Annotated in this window: 17 protein-coding genes; 5 read left to right on the top strand and 12 right to left on the bottom strand. The window is 63.8% G+C overall.

The window, feature by feature from the left end:
• Positions 1-19 precede the first annotated feature (19 nt).
• Both EJ076_RS16225 and EJ076_RS16220 read right to left on the bottom strand, forming a co-directional pair.
• Complete coding sequence (locus EJ076_RS16225; protein WP_109662769.1) at positions 20-367, bottom strand: metalloregulator ArsR/SmtB family transcription factor; 348 nt, start codon at positions 365-367, stop codon at positions 20-22.
• 110 nt (positions 368-477) lie between these two features.
• Positions 478-2,022: a LysM peptidoglycan-binding domain-containing protein gene (locus EJ076_RS16220; RefSeq protein ID WP_126068570.1), complete on the bottom strand. Its 1,545-nt coding sequence runs from the start codon at positions 2,020-2,022 to the stop codon at positions 478-480.
• Positions 2,023-2,148: 126 nt separating this feature from the next.
• On the opposite strand from EJ076_RS16220, the gene EJ076_RS16215 reads away from it, so the two are divergent.
• On the top strand, positions 2,149-2,760 hold the full coding sequence (locus EJ076_RS16215; RefSeq protein WP_126068569.1) for a TIGR00730 family Rossman fold protein: 612 nt from the start codon (positions 2,149-2,151) through the stop codon (positions 2,758-2,760).
• 10 nt (positions 2,761-2,770) lie between these two features.
• Here EJ076_RS16215 and EJ076_RS16210 read toward each other — a convergent pair whose 3' ends face one another.
• On the bottom strand, positions 2,771-3,664 hold the full coding sequence (locus tag EJ076_RS16210; protein ID WP_126068568.1) for a LysR substrate-binding domain-containing protein: 894 nt from the start codon (positions 3,662-3,664) through the stop codon (positions 2,771-2,773).
• Positions 3,665-3,774: 110 nt separating this feature from the next.
• Between EJ076_RS16210 and EJ076_RS16205 the strand changes: the two genes are divergently transcribed.
• A complete protein-coding gene (locus EJ076_RS16205) occupies positions 3,775-4,065 on the top strand; it encodes a muconolactone Delta-isomerase family protein (protein ID WP_126068567.1) in 291 nt (96 codons plus the stop codon).
• A 173-nt stretch (positions 4,066-4,238) separates the two neighbouring features.
• A complete protein-coding gene (locus tag EJ076_RS16200) occupies positions 4,239-5,237 on the top strand; it encodes a transporter (protein ID WP_126068566.1) in 999 nt (332 codons plus the stop codon).
• A 115-nt stretch (positions 5,238-5,352) separates the two neighbouring features.
• On the opposite strand, the gene EJ076_RS16195 is transcribed toward EJ076_RS16200, so the two are convergent.
• From EJ076_RS16195 to cysS, 8 genes are all read right to left on the bottom strand, one after another.
• Positions 5,353-6,033: a glutathione S-transferase family protein gene (locus EJ076_RS16195; protein ID WP_126068565.1), complete on the bottom strand. Its 681-nt coding sequence runs from the start codon at positions 6,031-6,033 to the stop codon at positions 5,353-5,355.
• Positions 6,034-6,042: 9 nt separating this feature from the next.
• Entirely contained in the window at positions 6,043-6,969 is a 927-nt protein-coding gene (rarD, locus tag EJ076_RS16190) for an EamA family transporter RarD (protein WP_109662756.1), read from the bottom strand.
• 83 nt (positions 6,970-7,052) lie between these two features.
• A complete protein-coding gene (gene cimA, locus EJ076_RS16185; protein WP_206438799.1) occupies positions 7,053-8,675 on the bottom strand; it encodes a citramalate synthase in 1,623 nt (540 codons plus the stop codon).
• Entirely contained in the window at positions 8,672-9,628 is a 957-nt protein-coding gene (gene pip / locus EJ076_RS16180) for a prolyl aminopeptidase (RefSeq protein WP_126068563.1), read from the bottom strand. The genes cimA and pip overlap by 4 nt, the downstream gene beginning before the upstream one ends.
• A complete protein-coding gene (locus tag EJ076_RS16175; RefSeq protein WP_109662751.1) occupies positions 9,625-10,101 on the bottom strand; it encodes a GFA family protein in 477 nt (158 codons plus the stop codon). Before EJ076_RS16175 ends, pip begins: the two co-directional genes overlap by 4 nt.
• Complete coding sequence (locus tag EJ076_RS16170; protein WP_126068562.1) at positions 10,098-10,589, bottom strand: GFA family protein; 492 nt, start codon at positions 10,587-10,589, stop codon at positions 10,098-10,100. The genes EJ076_RS16175 and EJ076_RS16170 overlap by 4 nt, the downstream gene beginning before the upstream one ends.
• 6 nt (positions 10,590-10,595) lie before the next feature.
• A complete protein-coding gene (locus EJ076_RS16165) occupies positions 10,596-10,982 on the bottom strand; it encodes a VOC family protein (protein WP_126068561.1) in 387 nt (128 codons plus the stop codon).
• Complete coding sequence (gene cysS, locus EJ076_RS16160; protein WP_126068560.1) at positions 10,979-12,415, bottom strand: cysteine--tRNA ligase; 1,437 nt, start codon at positions 12,413-12,415, stop codon at positions 10,979-10,981. The genes EJ076_RS16165 and cysS overlap by 4 nt, the downstream gene beginning before the upstream one ends.
• Before the next feature lie 442 nt (positions 12,416-12,857).
• On the opposite strand from cysS, the gene EJ076_RS16155 reads away from it, so the two are divergent.
• Positions 12,858-13,013, top strand: coding sequence for a hypothetical protein (locus EJ076_RS16155; RefSeq protein WP_109662740.1), 156 nt, complete (start codon positions 12,858-12,860; stop codon positions 13,011-13,013).
• Between the two features lie 71 nt (positions 13,014-13,084).
• Here the strand turns inward: EJ076_RS16155 and EJ076_RS16150 are convergent, their stop codons facing one another.
• Positions 13,085-13,846 carry an SOS response-associated peptidase gene (locus EJ076_RS16150; protein ID WP_126068559.1) on the bottom strand — a complete coding sequence of 254 codons (762 nt, stop codon included), beginning with the start codon at positions 13,844-13,846 and terminating at the stop codon, positions 13,085-13,087.
• 125 nt (positions 13,847-13,971) lie between these two features.
• Between EJ076_RS16150 and EJ076_RS16145 the strand changes: the two genes are divergently transcribed.
• A complete protein-coding gene (locus EJ076_RS16145) occupies positions 13,972-14,406 on the top strand; it encodes an NUDIX hydrolase (protein ID WP_126068558.1) in 435 nt (144 codons plus the stop codon).
• The last annotated feature ends 55 nt before the right edge of the window (positions 14,407-14,461 follow it).

Below are 14,461 nucleotides of genomic sequence, written 5' to 3'. Positions count from 1 at the left end.
TGTGCCTTCTTCTTATCTTTCAGCGGCCGGAGCAGCAGGAATTAACGAGCGCGGCGACCGACGCGGAAACATCAGCGAGCGCGGCACGATCGACCTCGTAGCGCGAGCGCTGGCGGTCGGGCTCGAACCGGACCAGACCAGCCTCGACAAGTATCTTCAGGTGTTGGGAAACGGTGGACTGCGCCAAATCGAAACGGTCGACCACCTCACGGCAGCAGCAGGAGTTGTTGGCCGACAGATGCTTTATGATTTCGATACGTGCCGGATGCGAAAGCGCCGCCATGCGGGCGGCGATAGCGCGGCTATCGGAGACGACATCTTCCGGCAAACGGCAGTGGCCGGCGGATTCAAAAGGGGATTCAGTCATCGTCCATCGGCGATAAACGATGAAAAGGCGCGGAGCAAGCTATCCCGATGGGTAGATCGGGCGACGCTGCCGATCTCCCCCCTCAGGGGGGAGATCGGCGCTCAAGCACCTTACTGCGACTTGGCAGGCGCCGTCGTCGCCTGTTCGCCCATGGCCTTGAGGTCGGCAGCTTCGCCTTCCTTCGACTTTTCCGGGACCTTGAACACCTGCCCCGGCCAGATGCGGTCGGGATCGCTGATCTGGTCCTGGTTGGCGAGGTAGATGGTCGAGAAGCGCACGCCATGGCCATAGACGCGCCGTGAAATCCGCCACAGCGTGTCGTGACGGCGGATGATGACGGCGCCATCAGCATGTTCGAGCTTGGGCGCCACGGTCTCGGGCACATCGCTTGGCGGCGTCGCCGCCGCCACGACGGCCGGAGCATCGGTGGCGGGAGCGGGCGTCGTGGCCGGAGCCGCGGCAACGGCCGGCGCCTCTGTAGCTGGTGCGGCAGGAGCCGGTGCCGGGGGCGCTTCGGCGGCAGCAGGTGCGGCCGGTTTTGCTTCGGCGGGCTTGGGCTCGGCAGGCGCCACGGCGGCGATCGCTTCGCCCGGCTCGCGCTCGAACGGTACGGCGGCGCGGGCCACCACCTTCACGCCGTCGGCATCGAGACCGTCGACATGGATGGTGTAGCTGCCGACCGGAATGTCGCGCGTCGCCTCGACGAGGAAATGGCCGTCCGGCGACGTCTGCGCGTCACCGAGCAGGATGTCGTTGGCATAGGCGCGAACCTTGCGACCGGCATCGGCGAGGCCGGCGACAAAGATCTTGTTGCCGTCGATCTCGACCGCCTCGACGACGATCTTAGGCTCGGCCACGGCTGCCGCGGGCGGCGTCGCCGGCGCTGCCGGAGCCGGTGCTGCTTCAACCACGGCTGGCGCTGGTGCCGCCGGGGCGGCTGGTGCCGGAGCTGTGGCCGCGGGCGTTTCGGCTGCGGGAGCAGCCGGCGCGGCAGCCTGGTCGCCGGCAGCCGGTGCGGCCGGCTTTGTCTCGGGCGCGGGAACGGTGAGCAGTTCGGCCGGCTTGCCCGGCTCCTCGACCATGGCCAGCACCTGGCCGGCCGCATCCTTCGGAACCGAGACGACAGCGGTCTGCACCGAAGGCGTCACGGCATCGCCCGTGGTCGCGCGCAGCGCAATCGTATAGTCGCCAGGCTTCAGCGGATCGTCGAGAATGATGACGAAGGCGCCATCGGAACCAGCTACGGTCGATCCAAGCACCGTCGAACCGTTGAGGATCTCGACCTTTGCATTCGGAGCCGCATTGCCGGCGACAACGATCGAGCCATTGCTTTCGACGCGCACGACATCGAAGGACGGTGCGATCGGGCCGGCCGCAGCCGGGGCTGCTGGAGCCGCCGCATCCGTTGCCGGGGCGGCCGGTGCCGTTGCCTGGGGCACCGCAGCGGGAGCAGCCGGGACCTCCGCTGGCGGCAGCCGCGCTTCCGTGCCGGGATCGGCCGGTTTCGGCGCCGCGGGCGGCGTCAGCGCCGCCACGTTCGCCGGCGGCGTGTGATTGAGATACGGGTCGAGTGCGCCCGATACATAGGCGGTTCCCGCGGCCGCAACGGTCCCACCCGCCGCGAACAGGAACGCCTTCAATGGATTAATTGCCATACTTCCCTACCCCTTAGCCACCTAACGCCGGTCTAGCCTGTTTTGCCAAAGCCGACAAGAAAAAGCCCGCCCTTGTTAACCCTTGGGGCTTGACCGCGCTTTCAGACCCAATCACCAATCATCGTTATGAACACGATTCGATCCGTCTGCGTCTATTGCGGCTCGTCTCCGGGCCGCGATGAAACCTATATCAAGGCCGGACACCTGCTCGGGCGCTCGATTGCCAAAGCGGGACTGCGGCTGGTCTATGGCGGCGGCACCAAGGGTATCATGGGCGCTGTCGCCGAAGGCGCGCTCAAGGCCGGCGGCAAGGTGACAGGCATCATTCCACGCTTCCTGATCAACAAGGAAGCGACGGAAACCGCGCTGGACCGGCTCGATGAGCTCTTGATCACCGACAACATGCACGAGCGCAAACACAAGATGTTCGAGAAATCCGACGCCTTTGTGGCGCTGCCGGGCGGCATCGGCACGGTGGAGGAGATCGTCGAGGTCATGACCTGGGGGCAACTCGGCCATCATCGTAAGCCGATCGTCTTCGGCAATGTCGGCGGATTCTGGGATCCGATGCTGGCGTTGCTCGATCACATGGCCGCCGAGGGCTTCATCCACACCGCGCAGCGGGTCAAGCCGCTGGTCGTCGACGACCCCGAGGCGATCGTCGCCGCCATCATGGTGGCAGGGTCCTCCGTCGATGCGCCGACCGAGGGCGTGCAGTCGGTGATCGACAGACTTTAGGGGACTTGCCTTACTGCCCTACTGCCCCAGCAGCCTGCCGCAAGCCGGCGATGACCGCGCGGCGGTCATGACGCCGCCAGGCAAGATAGATGGAAACCGTACGGTCGAACCACGGCAGGTCGCGAAACACGATCCGCGGCGGTGCGGCGGCACGCAGGCTGGCCTGCACCGTCGCCAGGCCGAGCCCGGCGCTGACCAGGCCGAGCGAGGTCAGCGGATCCGCCGTCTCATAGGCGATGTCGGGCAGAAAGCCGGCCTTGGCGCAAGCGACGAGGAACTGGCCGCGATTGGTGTCGTCAGGCTGGCGCACGACGGTGATCCAGGTGCGACCGTCGAGGTGATGCGGCCCGATCTCTGATACGTGAACGAGCGGATCATCTTCGGGGATCGCCAGCACCAACGGTTCGTGGCGCAGCGCCATGGCGGCGACATCAGGGTCATCGTCGGCTGGCGGCGAATAGATAAAGCCCAGATCCAGAGAGCGCTGCCGCAACCCCTCCAGCTGCGCCGCCGAGCGCTGGCTTCGCAACTGGAGGTGAAAATCGGGCCGCTCGCGGCGGAACTGACGCAGCATACCGGCGACAAGCCCGGCATGCACGGCGCCCTCGACATAGCCGATGGCGAGCCGGCCGACAGCGCCGCTGGCCAGGTTGCGGCCGAATTCCTCCAAACGTCGTGCATTGGACAGCAGCGCGCGGGCCTCAGTGAGGAAGGCGCGACCCTCGGCGTTGAGATGGACCCGCTGTTTTGCCCGTTCGAACAGACTGACGCCAAGCCGCTCCTCGAGCTGCATGATCTGCCGGCTGAGCGGCGACTGCGAAATATGCAGCATTTCGGCCGCGCGCCCGACATTGCCGGTTTCGGCGACGGTGACGAAATAGCGGAGTTGGCGCAGGTCGAACATTTTTTCTCCAGAGCTTCAAGTCCTGCCAAGTCTCAACTATAGCCTAATCAGTCTTGGACAGTCTGACCAGCGGAAGCGATACTCGGCCATCCCAACCAAAGGAGACCGCCATGCAGTTCTTTGCCCTTCTCACTCGCAACACCGCTGAGTTCAGCGATGCCGATTTCGCCCCGCTTCTGCCCGGCGAAGCCGAACAGCGGCGCACGCTTTACGCCGAGGGCGCGGTGCGTCAGGTCTGGAACCGCGGCGACATCCCGGGCAGCGGCATGATGTTCGAGGCAGCCGATGATGCAGAGGTCCGTGGCTATCTCGCCACCTTGCCGCTGGTCAAGGCCGGCATGATGGACATTGCCGCAATCGTGCCGCTCAAGCCCTACCCCGGCTTCGGCCCAAAGCACTGACAGAGCCCAATCCGGGGCTGGCGAAGGCGTCACCACCGGATTGGGTGATCGACAGACTTGTGATCGGCTGTCAAGAAACCGTCACACGAAACCGGGTTCGCTCGTGCTAGGAATCACGGTCAGGCGGCCGCAATGCGGTGCCATGTTCGAAACCTGCATCTGGCACCGCGCCCATGGATATCGCTCTCGCCCCGGAAGGCACCGATCTGTCGCCTTACCTGCCCGACGAGCACGGACTGTTCTTCATCTACCATTTCACGGCCGACGGCCTGCGCACCAAGGACCCGGCACAGGCGAGCTGGACCTGGCGCAGCTATCAGATCACCGACCTGCATGCACGCCAGGAGATCGGCGCCGAAACGGCTTTGCCGAGGCCGGTGCGTGACGCCTTCCTTGCCCCCAGCCATGGCTGCCACATCGACTTCGAGGATGGCTGGCTCTATGGCGATCTGCCTGATCTCAGACACGACTTTTCGGAGGCGCGCGGGCTTGTCCATTTCCGCTTCGCCTTCAACGACGCGGTGCTGATCGGCGCGCGCAAGCAGCCGCTGGAATCGGTCGACGCCATTCGCAAGACGGTGGAGAATGGGGCGCGGAAATTCCGCTCGCCGGCGGAACTGATCGAGGCGGTCACGGGCCAGTCGCTCGACGGCATGGCGGCCGAGCTCGGCAAGCTGGGCGACACGCTCGACGGCATCGAGGACCGTGTCGTGCGCGATGCATGGCACAATGAACGACAAGCGCTGGTCGAGGCGCGGCGACAATTGGTGGTGATCCATCGGCAGATGGCGACGATCACCAATCTGTTCCGGCATCTCGATCATTCGCATCGCAACGAACTGCCTGACCCGATCAACGACATGGCGGTCAGGCTCTCGCAACGGGCGCATACTCTCTATCATGACGGCGAGCAGTTGCAGGCGCGCACAAGGCTGTTGCAGGACGAGCTCATGGCCAAGCTGACCATGCAGTCGAACCAGCTCCTCTATGTTCTCTCTGTCATGACAGCGGTGCTGTTGCCGATGACCATCATCTCGGGCCTGTTCGGCATGAATGTCGGTGGGCTGCCGCTGGTCGATACGCCGATTGGGTTCTGGGTGGTGACCGCAGTATCGATGGCCATCGCCGCGGCTACTTATCTGTTCGTCAGGCGGCTGGGCCGCGGATTGTAGCGCCTGCTGGCGGCTTTCACGCCTAGAGCGTTTCACGGAAACGGCGAACTGCTCTAACTCTTTGTTTCGACGCAATTCCGGACGGAAAACCGCTCACACTTTTCCTGAAATTGCTCTAGGCGCGAAGATCCTCGATGACGGTGCCGGCGGCGGCGACTTCCGCTTCGTGATCGGGCTCGCGCCAGGTCTCGGCAAGGCCAGCCGCATACCACTCGCGCATCGCTGGCAGGGCGAGCAACTGCGCCGGATAGGCTGCAGCCGCACCCTCGAAAACGAGACCATAGGACTGTGCGCGAAACGCCACAGGAGCAAAGAAAGCGTCGACGGCGGTGAAATGAGCGCCGGCCAGAAACGGCCCGCCGAAACGGGCAAGGCCATCGTTCCAGAGGTCGCCGAGGCGAAAGAGGTCCTGTTTCAGCGCGTCGGACATCGGAAACGGCTCTACGCGCAGGCCGCAACTCATCGGACAGGCGCCACGCAGTGCGGTGAAGCTCGAATGCATCTCGGCGGCGGCCGAGCGCGCCCAGGCGCGTGCCTTGGCTTCGACAGGCCACACACCATGGTGGCGCTCGGCCAGATATTCGGCGATGGCCAGCGAATCCCAGACCGCCCAACCGTCGTCGATCAGGCACGGCACCCGGCCACTCGGCGAGAACGGCCGGTAGAGGCTCCAGCTCGATCCGGTCGGGAATGGCGTTAGCCGCTCCTCGAATGGGATATCCAGCTCTCGCATCAACACCCAGGGCCGCAGTGACCATGAGGAATAATTCTTGTTGGCGATATGCAGCAGGTACATCGACACCCCTTACCGTGCGGGCTGCGGCGCGGCCCGGCGCGCTGTCGTCAACATCGACCAGGAATAGACTGCCAAGGCCGCCCAGATCAGCGCAAAGGCGATGGCCTGGGTGGTGCCGAAAGGCTCGTCGAAGATCAGAACGGCGATCAGGAACACCATGGTCGGCGCGATATATTGCATGATGCCGATGGTGGAGAGGCGCAGCAGCTTGGCGCCGAAGGCGAACAGCAAGAGCGGTATCGACGTGACCGGACCGCAGCCGATCAGCAGCGCCGTATCGGCACCGCTGCTGGATACGATGTGGTCCTGTCCGGTTGCGATCAGGTAGACGATGTAGCCAAGGGCCGGCACCGACAGCAGAAGCACTTCGAGCAAAAAGCCCTGGCTCGGGCCGATCGGCAGCGTCTTGCGGAAGAAGCCGTAGGCGGCGAAGGAAAACGCCAGCGCCAGCGACACCCAGGGCAGCTTGCCGCCCTCTATGGTCAGCACCGCGACGGCGACGGCCGCCAGCACCACTGCCGCGATCTGCAGCCGATCGAGCCGCTCGCCGAGCAGCAGCGCGCCGACGACGACGCTGACCAGCGGATTGATGTAGTAGCCGAGCGCGGTCTCGACGGTGCGGTCGGCGGCGATCGCCCAGACATAGATGCCCCAATTGACCGAGATCAGCGCCGCCGTCAGCGCCGCCATGGCGATGGTGCGCGGCGAACGCAGCGCCGCCTTGAAATCCGCCGTACGGCCGGCCCAGACCAGAACGGCGGCGGCGATCGGCACCGACCAGACGATGCGATGGGCAATGACTTCGGCGAGCGGCAGATGAGCGACCGCCTTCATATAGAAGGGCAGCAGCCCCCATAGCAGATAGGCGCCGAGTGCCAGCAGAAAGCCGCGCCGTGCCTTCGAATCCGCGTCCAGGGCAATTGCTTCAGTGGCCATGGGCCAACGCTATGGCCCAGTCACCTTGGCAAGACCATCGCAAAGTTCTGATGGATCAATGGACTTTCGCTGATGGTTCAACCCTATTCGGCGGCCACCAGCCCGGCCATCTCGCGGTTCTTCATCAGCTTGTAGACGATGGAATCCATCAGGGCCTGGAACGAGGCGTCGATGATGTTTTCGGAAACGCCCACCGTCCACCAGCGCGCGCCGGTGCCGTCATGCGATTCGATCAGAACGCGGGTGATCGCCTCGGTGCCGCCATTGAGGATACGCACCTTGAAGTCGGCAAGCTCCATGTCGGCGATCTCGCCCTGGAATTTGCCGAGGTCCTTGCGCAGCGCGATGTCGAGTGCGTTGACCGGACCATGCCCCTCGGCCACCGACATCTTCTCCTCCCCATCCACCACCACCTTGACGATCGCTTCGGAGACCGTCTTCAACTGGCCATTGGCGTCGAAGCGGCGCTCGACCATGCAGCGGAACGAGGTAACGTTGAAGAACTCCGGCAGGCCGTGCAGCATCTTGCGCGCCAGGAGTTCGAAGCTGGCATCGGCGCCTTCATAGGCGTAGCCCTCGGCCTCGCGCTCCTTGACCACCGATATCAGCGCGTCGAGCCGGTGGTCGTCCTTCGGCACCTCGATGCCGTGCCGCTTCAGCTCGGCGAGGAAATTGGCCTTGCCGCCCTGGTCCGAAACCATGACGCGGCGGCGGTTGCCGACCGTTTCCGGAGGCACATGCTCATAGGTCGCCGGCTCCTTGGCAAGTGCGGAGGCATGGATGCCGGCCTTGGTGGCGAAGGCGGAAGCGCCGACATAGGGCGCCTGCGCTTCCGGGGCGCGGTTCAGGAGTTCGTCGAAAGCGCGCGACAGGCGCGAAATGCCGGTCAGTGCCTCAGTCGAAATTCCCGTCTCGAAACGATTGGCGAAGGCCGGCTTCAGCGCCAGGGTCGGCACGATCGAGATCAGGTTGGCGTTGCCGCAGCGCTCGCCGATGCCGTTGAGCGTGCCCTGGATCTGGCGCACGCCGGCCTCGACAGCGGCCAGCGAATTGGCGACTGCCTGGCCGGTGTCGTCATGGGCATGGATGCCGAGATGATTGCCTGAAATACCGGACGAGATAACCTTCTCGACGATGGCGCGGACTTCCGATGGCTGCGTGCCGCCATTGGTGTCGCACAGCACCACCCAGCGCGCGCCGGCATCGTAAGCGGTCTTGGCGCAAGCCAGCGCATAGGTGGGATTGGCCTTGAAGCCGTCGAAGAAATGCTCGCAGTCGACCAATGCCTCCTTGCCGGCGGCGACCGCCGCCTCGACGGAGGCCTTGATGGCGTCGAGATTCTCCTCATTGGTGCAGCCGAGCGCGACACGGACATGATAGTCCCAGCTCTTGGCAACGAAGCAGATGGCGTCCGACTTCGACTGCACGAGTGACGCAAGGCCGGGATCGTTGGACGCCGACACCCCTGCCCGCTTGGTCATGCCGAAGGCGACGAATTGGGCGCGCGACGTGCGTTTCTCCTGGAAGAAGGCTGTGTCGGTCGGGTTGGCGCCGGGATAGCCACCTTCGACATAGTCGAGGCCAAAAGCGTCGAGCAGTTTTGCGATGGCGATCTTGTCCTCGACGGAAAAGTCGATGCCCGGCGTCTGCTGGCCATCGCGCAATGTGGTATCGAAGAGATAGAGGCGCTCGCGGGTCATGGTCATTTGCCTGCAAACTTGTCCGTCGCGCGGATCAGCCGATCAAGGATGCCCGGCTCCGAATAAGCATGACCGGCGCCCTCGATCAGGTGGAAATCCGCCTTCGGCCAGGCCTTGTGCAGCGCCCAGGCATAGTGCGCCGGGCACGGCATGTCGTAGCGGCCATGGACGATGGTGCCAGGAATGTCGCTGAGCTTGTGCGCATCGCGCAGCAGCTGCCCTTCCTCAAGCCAGCCGGCGTGGACGAAATAGTGGTTCTCGATGCGGGCGAAGGCGGCGGCATAGTCGTCCTGCCCAAACGGTCCGCTGGTCTCCGGCTCCGGCAACAGCGTGATCGTTTCGCCTTCCCACAGGCTCCAGGCGCGGGCCGCCTCGATCTGCGCCTTGCGATCCGTGCCGACCAGCCGCTTGCGGTAGGCGGCCATCATGTCGCCGCGCTCGGCCTCCGGGATTGGCGCCAGGAAGCGCTCCCATTTGTCCGGAAACATTTCCGAGACGCCGAACTGATAGTACCATTCGAGTTCTGCACGCGTCAGCGTGTAGATGCCGCGCACCACCAGTTCGCTGACGCGTTCAGGGTGCGTTTCGGCATAGGCGAGCGCCAGCGTGGAGCCCCAGGAGCCGCCGAACACCAGCCATTTGTCGAAGCCGGCCATTTCGCGCAGGCGTTCGATGTCGGCGACCAGGTGCCATGTCGTATTGGCGTCGAGCGAGGCGTTGGGCGTCGATTTTCCGCAGCCGCGCTGGTCGAACAGGATGACGTCGTAGAGCTTCGGGTCGAACAGCCGCCGGTGTTTTGGCGAGATGGTGCCACCCGGCCCGCCATGCAGGAACACCGCCGGCTTGGCGCCCTTGGTGCCGGAACGCTCCCAGTAGACCTGATGGCCGTCACCGACATCGAGCATGCCGGAATCGAACGCCTCGATCTCCGGATAGAGCGTACGCAATTGATTGCTCATAGTTGTAAACCTTTGGTCGGCCAGTCCGCTGTTTCATGGTCGGGGTGCTGGAAGGAGATGATGGATTCCTGCCTGTTGTAGTAGTCGGGATCCTGGTGGACGGGCTGATCGAAGATCGTCTCCACCCAGGGTAGCCGCGCAGCGTAGTTGACCTGTATCTGCGGGGCGAGATCGGAGCGGTCGTCGAAGGCACCGATGGCGATCTCAAGTCCTCCGGGCTGCCGGTAGGTCAGCGGCGTCCCGCAGCGGGCGCAGAAACCACGATCGATGTTGACCGACGACTGGAAATAGCTCGGCTCTTCATGGGTCCATTCGACGCCGTCCCTGGGTACCGTGACCAGCGCACCGAAGAACGAGCCGAACTGCTTCTGGCACATGCGGCAATGGCAGATCGACGGACGGCCAAGCGCTCCATGAATGCGGAAGCGTACGGCGCCACACTGGCAGCCGCCGGTTCGTACTGTCTCGGTCATGATCTTTCCTTCGGCGGCCATTGTTCGGTGTCGTGGTCGGGGTGCTGGTAGGAGACGAGATCGGCCAAATAGGAGGCCGACGACATATCGGCCATGGTGTCCTCGCCCGGCAGTTGCGGGATCGAGTCGACATAGGGCAGCTTTGCCTCGATGCCCCACTGGATGAGCGGCACGATCTCAGCCGGATTGTCGAACGCACCGATGGCGAGGCCAACGCCGTCCGGCGCGGTGAAGGTCAGCGGTGTGCCGCAATCCGGGCAGAAGCCGCGATGGACATGGTTGGACGAGCGGAAGTATTTCGGCTCGCCGCGCGTCCAGTCGAGCCTGGCGCCGCGCACCGAAACCAACGGCGCGTAGAACGCGCCGAACGCCTTCTGGCACATGCGGCAATGACAGATCGAGGCGTCGCCAAGCGTGCCCTCGACGCGAAAGCGCACCGCGCCGCACTGGCAGCCGCCGGTGTAGATCGGCCGGTTGTCGAGGCTCATCACCGCTCACTCCGGGGCATGGCAGACGGCCTCGACATTGTTGCCGTCGGGATCGAAGACGAAGGCGGCGTAGTAGTCCGGGTGATAGTGCGGGCGCAGGCCCGGCCCGCCATTGTCCCTACCGCCGGCGGCGAGTGCCGCGGCATAAAAGGCTTCGACCTCGGCGCGGCTGCGCGCGGTGAAGGCGACGTGCTGGTGATCCCTGGGCTTGTCCTTGCCGGTGCTCAGCCAGAACACCGGCCGGTCACGGCCATAGCCACCGACCTTGGCACCGCCGGTGTATTCCAGCGGCACCATGTAAAGCAGGGAGGCTCCAAGCGGCGCCATCGCCTTGTCATAGAAAGCCTTCGAAGCGTCGAAATCGGCAACGGTGATGCCGAGATGGTCGATCATCTTTTTACCTCCCAGGTGGTGATGCGTTCGCCGGTGACGGGGTCCTTGCCGTCCTTCAACTGTATACCTTGTGCCAACAGTTCGTCGCGGATGCGGTCGGCCTCGGCCCAGTTCTTGGCAGCAATGAGCGCGAGGCGATTGGCGATAGCCTTGGCGACGTGGTCTTCATCCACCTTCGCCGACGCGACATCGAAGCCGAGGAACAGCAGCGACGCCTTCAGCGCAGCCGCCGCATCGTTGCCGTCCGCTGCCTCACCGGCCAACTGGGTCAGTATCTGGAAGGCGGCATAGGTGGCGAGATCGTCGGACAAGGCATCGATGATCTCCACGGGCAACTGCCCTGCCGCCGCCGGCGCGAGGTCGGCCGCCCGCTTCCATTTGCGCAGCATGTTCTCGGCCTCTTCCAGCTTGCGCACGGAAAAGTCGATCGGTTCGCGATAGTGCGTCATCAGCATCGCCAGCCGCAGCACCTCGCCAGGCCATTTGCGGCCGCCAAAGGTCTCGGTCTCCAAGAGCTCGTTGATCGAATAGAAATTGCCGAGGCTCTTCGACATCTTTTGCCCTTCGACCTGCAGGAAGCCGTTGTGCATCCAGATGTTGGCCATCACGTCCGTGCCGTGGGCGCAGCGCGACTGGGCGATCTCGTTCTCATGGTGCGGGAAGATCAGGTCGAGGCCGCCGCCATGGATGTCGAAGACCTCGCCGAGATAGGCGGCCGACATTGCCGAGCATTCGATGTGCCAGCCCGGGCGGCCCCTGCCCCATGGCGAATTCCAGCCCGGCTCCTCCGGCGACGACAGCTTCCAGAGGACAAAATCGCCGGGATTTTTCTTGTGCGCGTCGACAGCGACGCGAGCGCCCGCCTGCTGCTCGTCGAGATTGCGCTTCGACAGCTGGCCGTAGTCGGGCATCGACGCCGTGTCGAACAGGACTTCACCTGCGGCAACATAGGCATGGCCGCGTTCGATCAGGCTTTGAATCAAGGTGATCATGTCGGCCTTGCCGTCGGCGCGAGGCTCGACGAATTCGGTGGCGCGCGGTTCGACCGTCGGCTCCAGGCAGCCGAGAACCGCCACGTCCCTGTGGAACTGGTCTGCGGTCTTTTCGGTCACCCGCCGGATCGCCTCGTTGAGCGAGAGTTTTCCCGAAGAAATCTCGGGGCCGAAATCACGCAACGCGCGGGCGTTAATCTTATCATCGACATCTGTGATGTTGCGCACATACGTGACGTGCGCCTCGCCATAGACTTGGCGCAACAAACGGAACAGCACGTCGAAGACGATCACCGGCCTGGCATTGCCGATATGGGCAAAGTCGTAGACCGTCGGACCACAGACATACATGCGCACGTTGTTTGGATCGATCGGAACGAAATCCTCTTTCGTCCGCGTCAGCGTGTTGTAGAGGCGCAGGCCCTGCGATGCGTCAGACATTCGTGCCTTCCCGGTCCGTTACTTTATTTGAGCATGATCTGGTCCGAAAACCGGTTCCCACTTTTCGGGATCATGCTTTGGCTGGAAATCGAGCACGCCAAGGCGCAAATCGGATTCCAGCCTGCTGGCCGGGGCGTTTGTCCAATCTGGGGAAAGATGAGGCGAAAACGTCCGGACCAGCGCGAGGCTAGCCAATAATGCAAATGCCACAAATGGCGAAAGACGTTTTCATGGGCGGCTTTATCGCCTTGGCTTGTGTTGCCGTCAAGTCGCAAGTTTCGGCAAAAACGTCGCTGGATCACAGGTAATGACCCAGTGAAACATTTTATTAAACATGTCGGCACAGTCATGAAACATTCGTCGGCTAGATCAGCAGGCGTCACGATTTGGTCAGAATCGGCCATCAAACGCAGACACGAAAATGTTACCAGGGAAGAGAGACATGCCCCGAAGCAAGCAGGAATCCAACCGCGCCAAGCAACCGGCGCTGGCCAACCACTATCGCGCAATCGGTCCGGCCGCGATCGTCGCCGCCCTTCTCCACACCGCGAAGAAGAAGAAGCCGGCACAGAAGATCGTATCGCCCCGCGCCGCCTGAAGCGGTGTACGGCCGGCGCTCAAGGCGCCTGGCATGAGGGCGCTGACATGCGCCTCTGAAGAACAGCTGAGCTAGAACAACGTCATCTGACTGTCGTCCGCGCCGGGCTTCTGGCGCTTGACCTTCTCGGGCTCCGGCCCGATCTCGCCCCGCTCCTGTATCTCTGGTCCGGTGTTGGCGACCTTGTTGACGAGGTCGGAGATGGGAATTGCCTCGAAGAAATCCAGCTGCGCCGGCCGCAACAGATCGGCGACATCGCGCGGCTCGAGCGTGCGGCAATCCAGCCAGCGGGCGAAATCCCTGGGATCGATCACCACCGGCATGCGGTCGTGGATATGGGCGATGTCGGCATTGGCGTTGACGGTCAGGATGGCGCCGGTGTCCATTTCCGAACCGCCCGGCTCGGCATAGGTCTCGATCAGGCCGGCGAAGGCGACCAACCCGCCATGCCTTGGGCGTATCCAGTAGGGCTGCCCCTTCTTGCCACCGGTTTGCCGCCATTCATAAAAGCCGGACGCCGGCACCAAAGCGCGGCGATGACGCATGGCCGCTTTGAACGAAGCCTTTTCGGCGGCGCCCTCCGAGCGCGCGTTGAACAGCAGTGGAAATTCCCTGGTGTCCTTCACCCAGGTCGGGATCAGCCCCCAGCGCACCAGCATCGGCTGCCGGTCCGGCAGATTCGAGCCCGGCGTCCGCGGGGGGCCGGCGATCGCCATCAGAATCGGCTGCGTCGGGGCGATATTGTAGCGCGCCGGGAAATCCTCCAGTTCGGCCAAGCCTAGCAAGGCGGCAGTCTGGTCCGGCGCCGCGGTCAAGGCAAAACGTCCGCACATGGTCGATTGGCGCCCTTCGAATGGTTCGCTTTGAAAGTGGCGATGCAACCGGCGTTGCGCAACCGCTAAAGCTTCCCCATGCTGGGCGATCCACAACAGACCTGCCTTCACCTGATCAGGAATCCATGAACGAAGCGCGCAAGATACTTCCGGCAGTCTCGGTCGCCGTCGTGCGCGCAGACACCGTGCTTCTGGTCAAGCGAGCCCGGCAACCCTCGCAAGGGCTCTATGCCTTCCCGGGTGGCAAGGTCGAACCCGGCGAGACGCTGGAGGCAGCGGCAGAGCGCGAACTTCTGGAAGAAACCGGATTACGCGCCATCGATTACCGCCCGCTGCAGGAAATCCACATCGACGGCAGGGACGACAGCCACCCGGTCGATTATCTCCTCACGGTCTTCGGTGCCGTCTATGCCGGCGGCGAGGCAGTGGCTAGCGACGACGCCGAGACCGCCGCCTTCTATACGCTCAGTGAGATGGCGGCACTGCCGCTCGCCGGCTCGGTGTTCGCCGTTGCGGAGGACTTGTTGGCCCCCGGCGGAGACGCCAGGCCGCAGCCCTGAAAATCGCCTTGCAGGCGACAAATTGTTTCGCCACAAAGACTTATGCTGTTTGGCA

The organism is Mesorhizobium sp. M7D.F.Ca.US.005.01.1.1 (assembly GCF_003952545.1).
In the GTDB taxonomy this organism is placed as follows: Bacteria; Pseudomonadota; Alphaproteobacteria; order Rhizobiales; family Rhizobiaceae; genus Mesorhizobium; species Mesorhizobium loti.
Note: the sequence above shows the minus strand (reverse complement) of the source record. Positions and strands in the feature narration are given on the sequence as shown.

What these genes read in the sequence shown, in the direction of transcription:
- rarD (WP_109662756.1), bottom strand. Translation starts at nt 6,969, where the DNA reads ATGGCCACTGAAGCAATTGCCCTGGACGCGGATTCGAAGGCACGGCGC.
- EJ076_RS16205 (WP_126068567.1), top strand. Translation starts at nt 3,775, where the DNA reads ATGCAGTTCTTTGCCCTTCTCACTCGCAACACCGCTGAGTTCAGCGAT.
- EJ076_RS16145 (WP_126068558.1), top strand. Translation starts at nt 13,972, where the DNA reads ATGAACGAAGCGCGCAAGATACTTCCGGCAGTCTCGGTCGCCGTCGTG.
- cysS (WP_126068560.1), bottom strand. Translation starts at nt 12,415, where the DNA reads ATGTCTGACGCATCGCAGGGCCTGCGCCTCTACAACACGCTGACGCGG.
- EJ076_RS16195 (WP_126068565.1), bottom strand. Translation starts at nt 6,033, where the DNA reads ATGTACCTGCTGCATATCGCCAACAAGAATTATTCCTCATGGTCACTG.
- EJ076_RS16220 (WP_126068570.1), bottom strand. Translation starts at nt 2,022, where the DNA reads ATGGCAATTAATCCATTGAAGGCGTTCCTGTTCGCGGCGGGTGGGACC.
- EJ076_RS16225 (WP_109662769.1), bottom strand. Translation starts at nt 367, where the DNA reads ATGACTGAATCCCCTTTTGAATCCGCCGGCCACTGCCGTTTGCCGGAA.
- cimA (WP_206438799.1), bottom strand. Translation starts at nt 8,675, where the DNA reads ATGACCATGACCCGCGAGCGCCTCTATCTCTTCGATACCACATTGCGC.
- EJ076_RS16210 (WP_126068568.1), bottom strand. Translation starts at nt 3,664, where the DNA reads ATGTTCGACCTGCGCCAACTCCGCTATTTCGTCACCGTCGCCGAAACC.
- EJ076_RS16155 (WP_109662740.1), top strand. Translation starts at nt 12,858, where the DNA reads ATGCCCCGAAGCAAGCAGGAATCCAACCGCGCCAAGCAACCGGCGCTG.
- pip (WP_126068563.1), bottom strand. Translation starts at nt 9,628, where the DNA reads ATGAGCAATCAATTGCGTACGCTCTATCCGGAGATCGAGGCGTTCGAT.
- EJ076_RS16165 (WP_126068561.1), bottom strand. Translation starts at nt 10,982, where the DNA reads ATGATCGACCATCTCGGCATCACCGTTGCCGATTTCGACGCTTCGAAG.
- EJ076_RS16215 (WP_126068569.1), top strand. Translation starts at nt 2,149, where the DNA reads ATGAACACGATTCGATCCGTCTGCGTCTATTGCGGCTCGTCTCCGGGC.
- EJ076_RS16150 (WP_126068559.1), bottom strand. Translation starts at nt 13,846, where the DNA reads ATGTGCGGACGTTTTGCCTTGACCGCGGCGCCGGACCAGACTGCCGCC.
- EJ076_RS16175 (WP_109662751.1), bottom strand. Translation starts at nt 10,101, where the DNA reads ATGACCGAGACAGTACGAACCGGCGGCTGCCAGTGTGGCGCCGTACGC.
- EJ076_RS16200 (WP_126068566.1), top strand. Translation starts at nt 4,239, where the DNA reads ATGGATATCGCTCTCGCCCCGGAAGGCACCGATCTGTCGCCTTACCTG.
- EJ076_RS16170 (WP_126068562.1), bottom strand. Translation starts at nt 10,589, where the DNA reads ATGAGCCTCGACAACCGGCCGATCTACACCGGCGGCTGCCAGTGCGGC.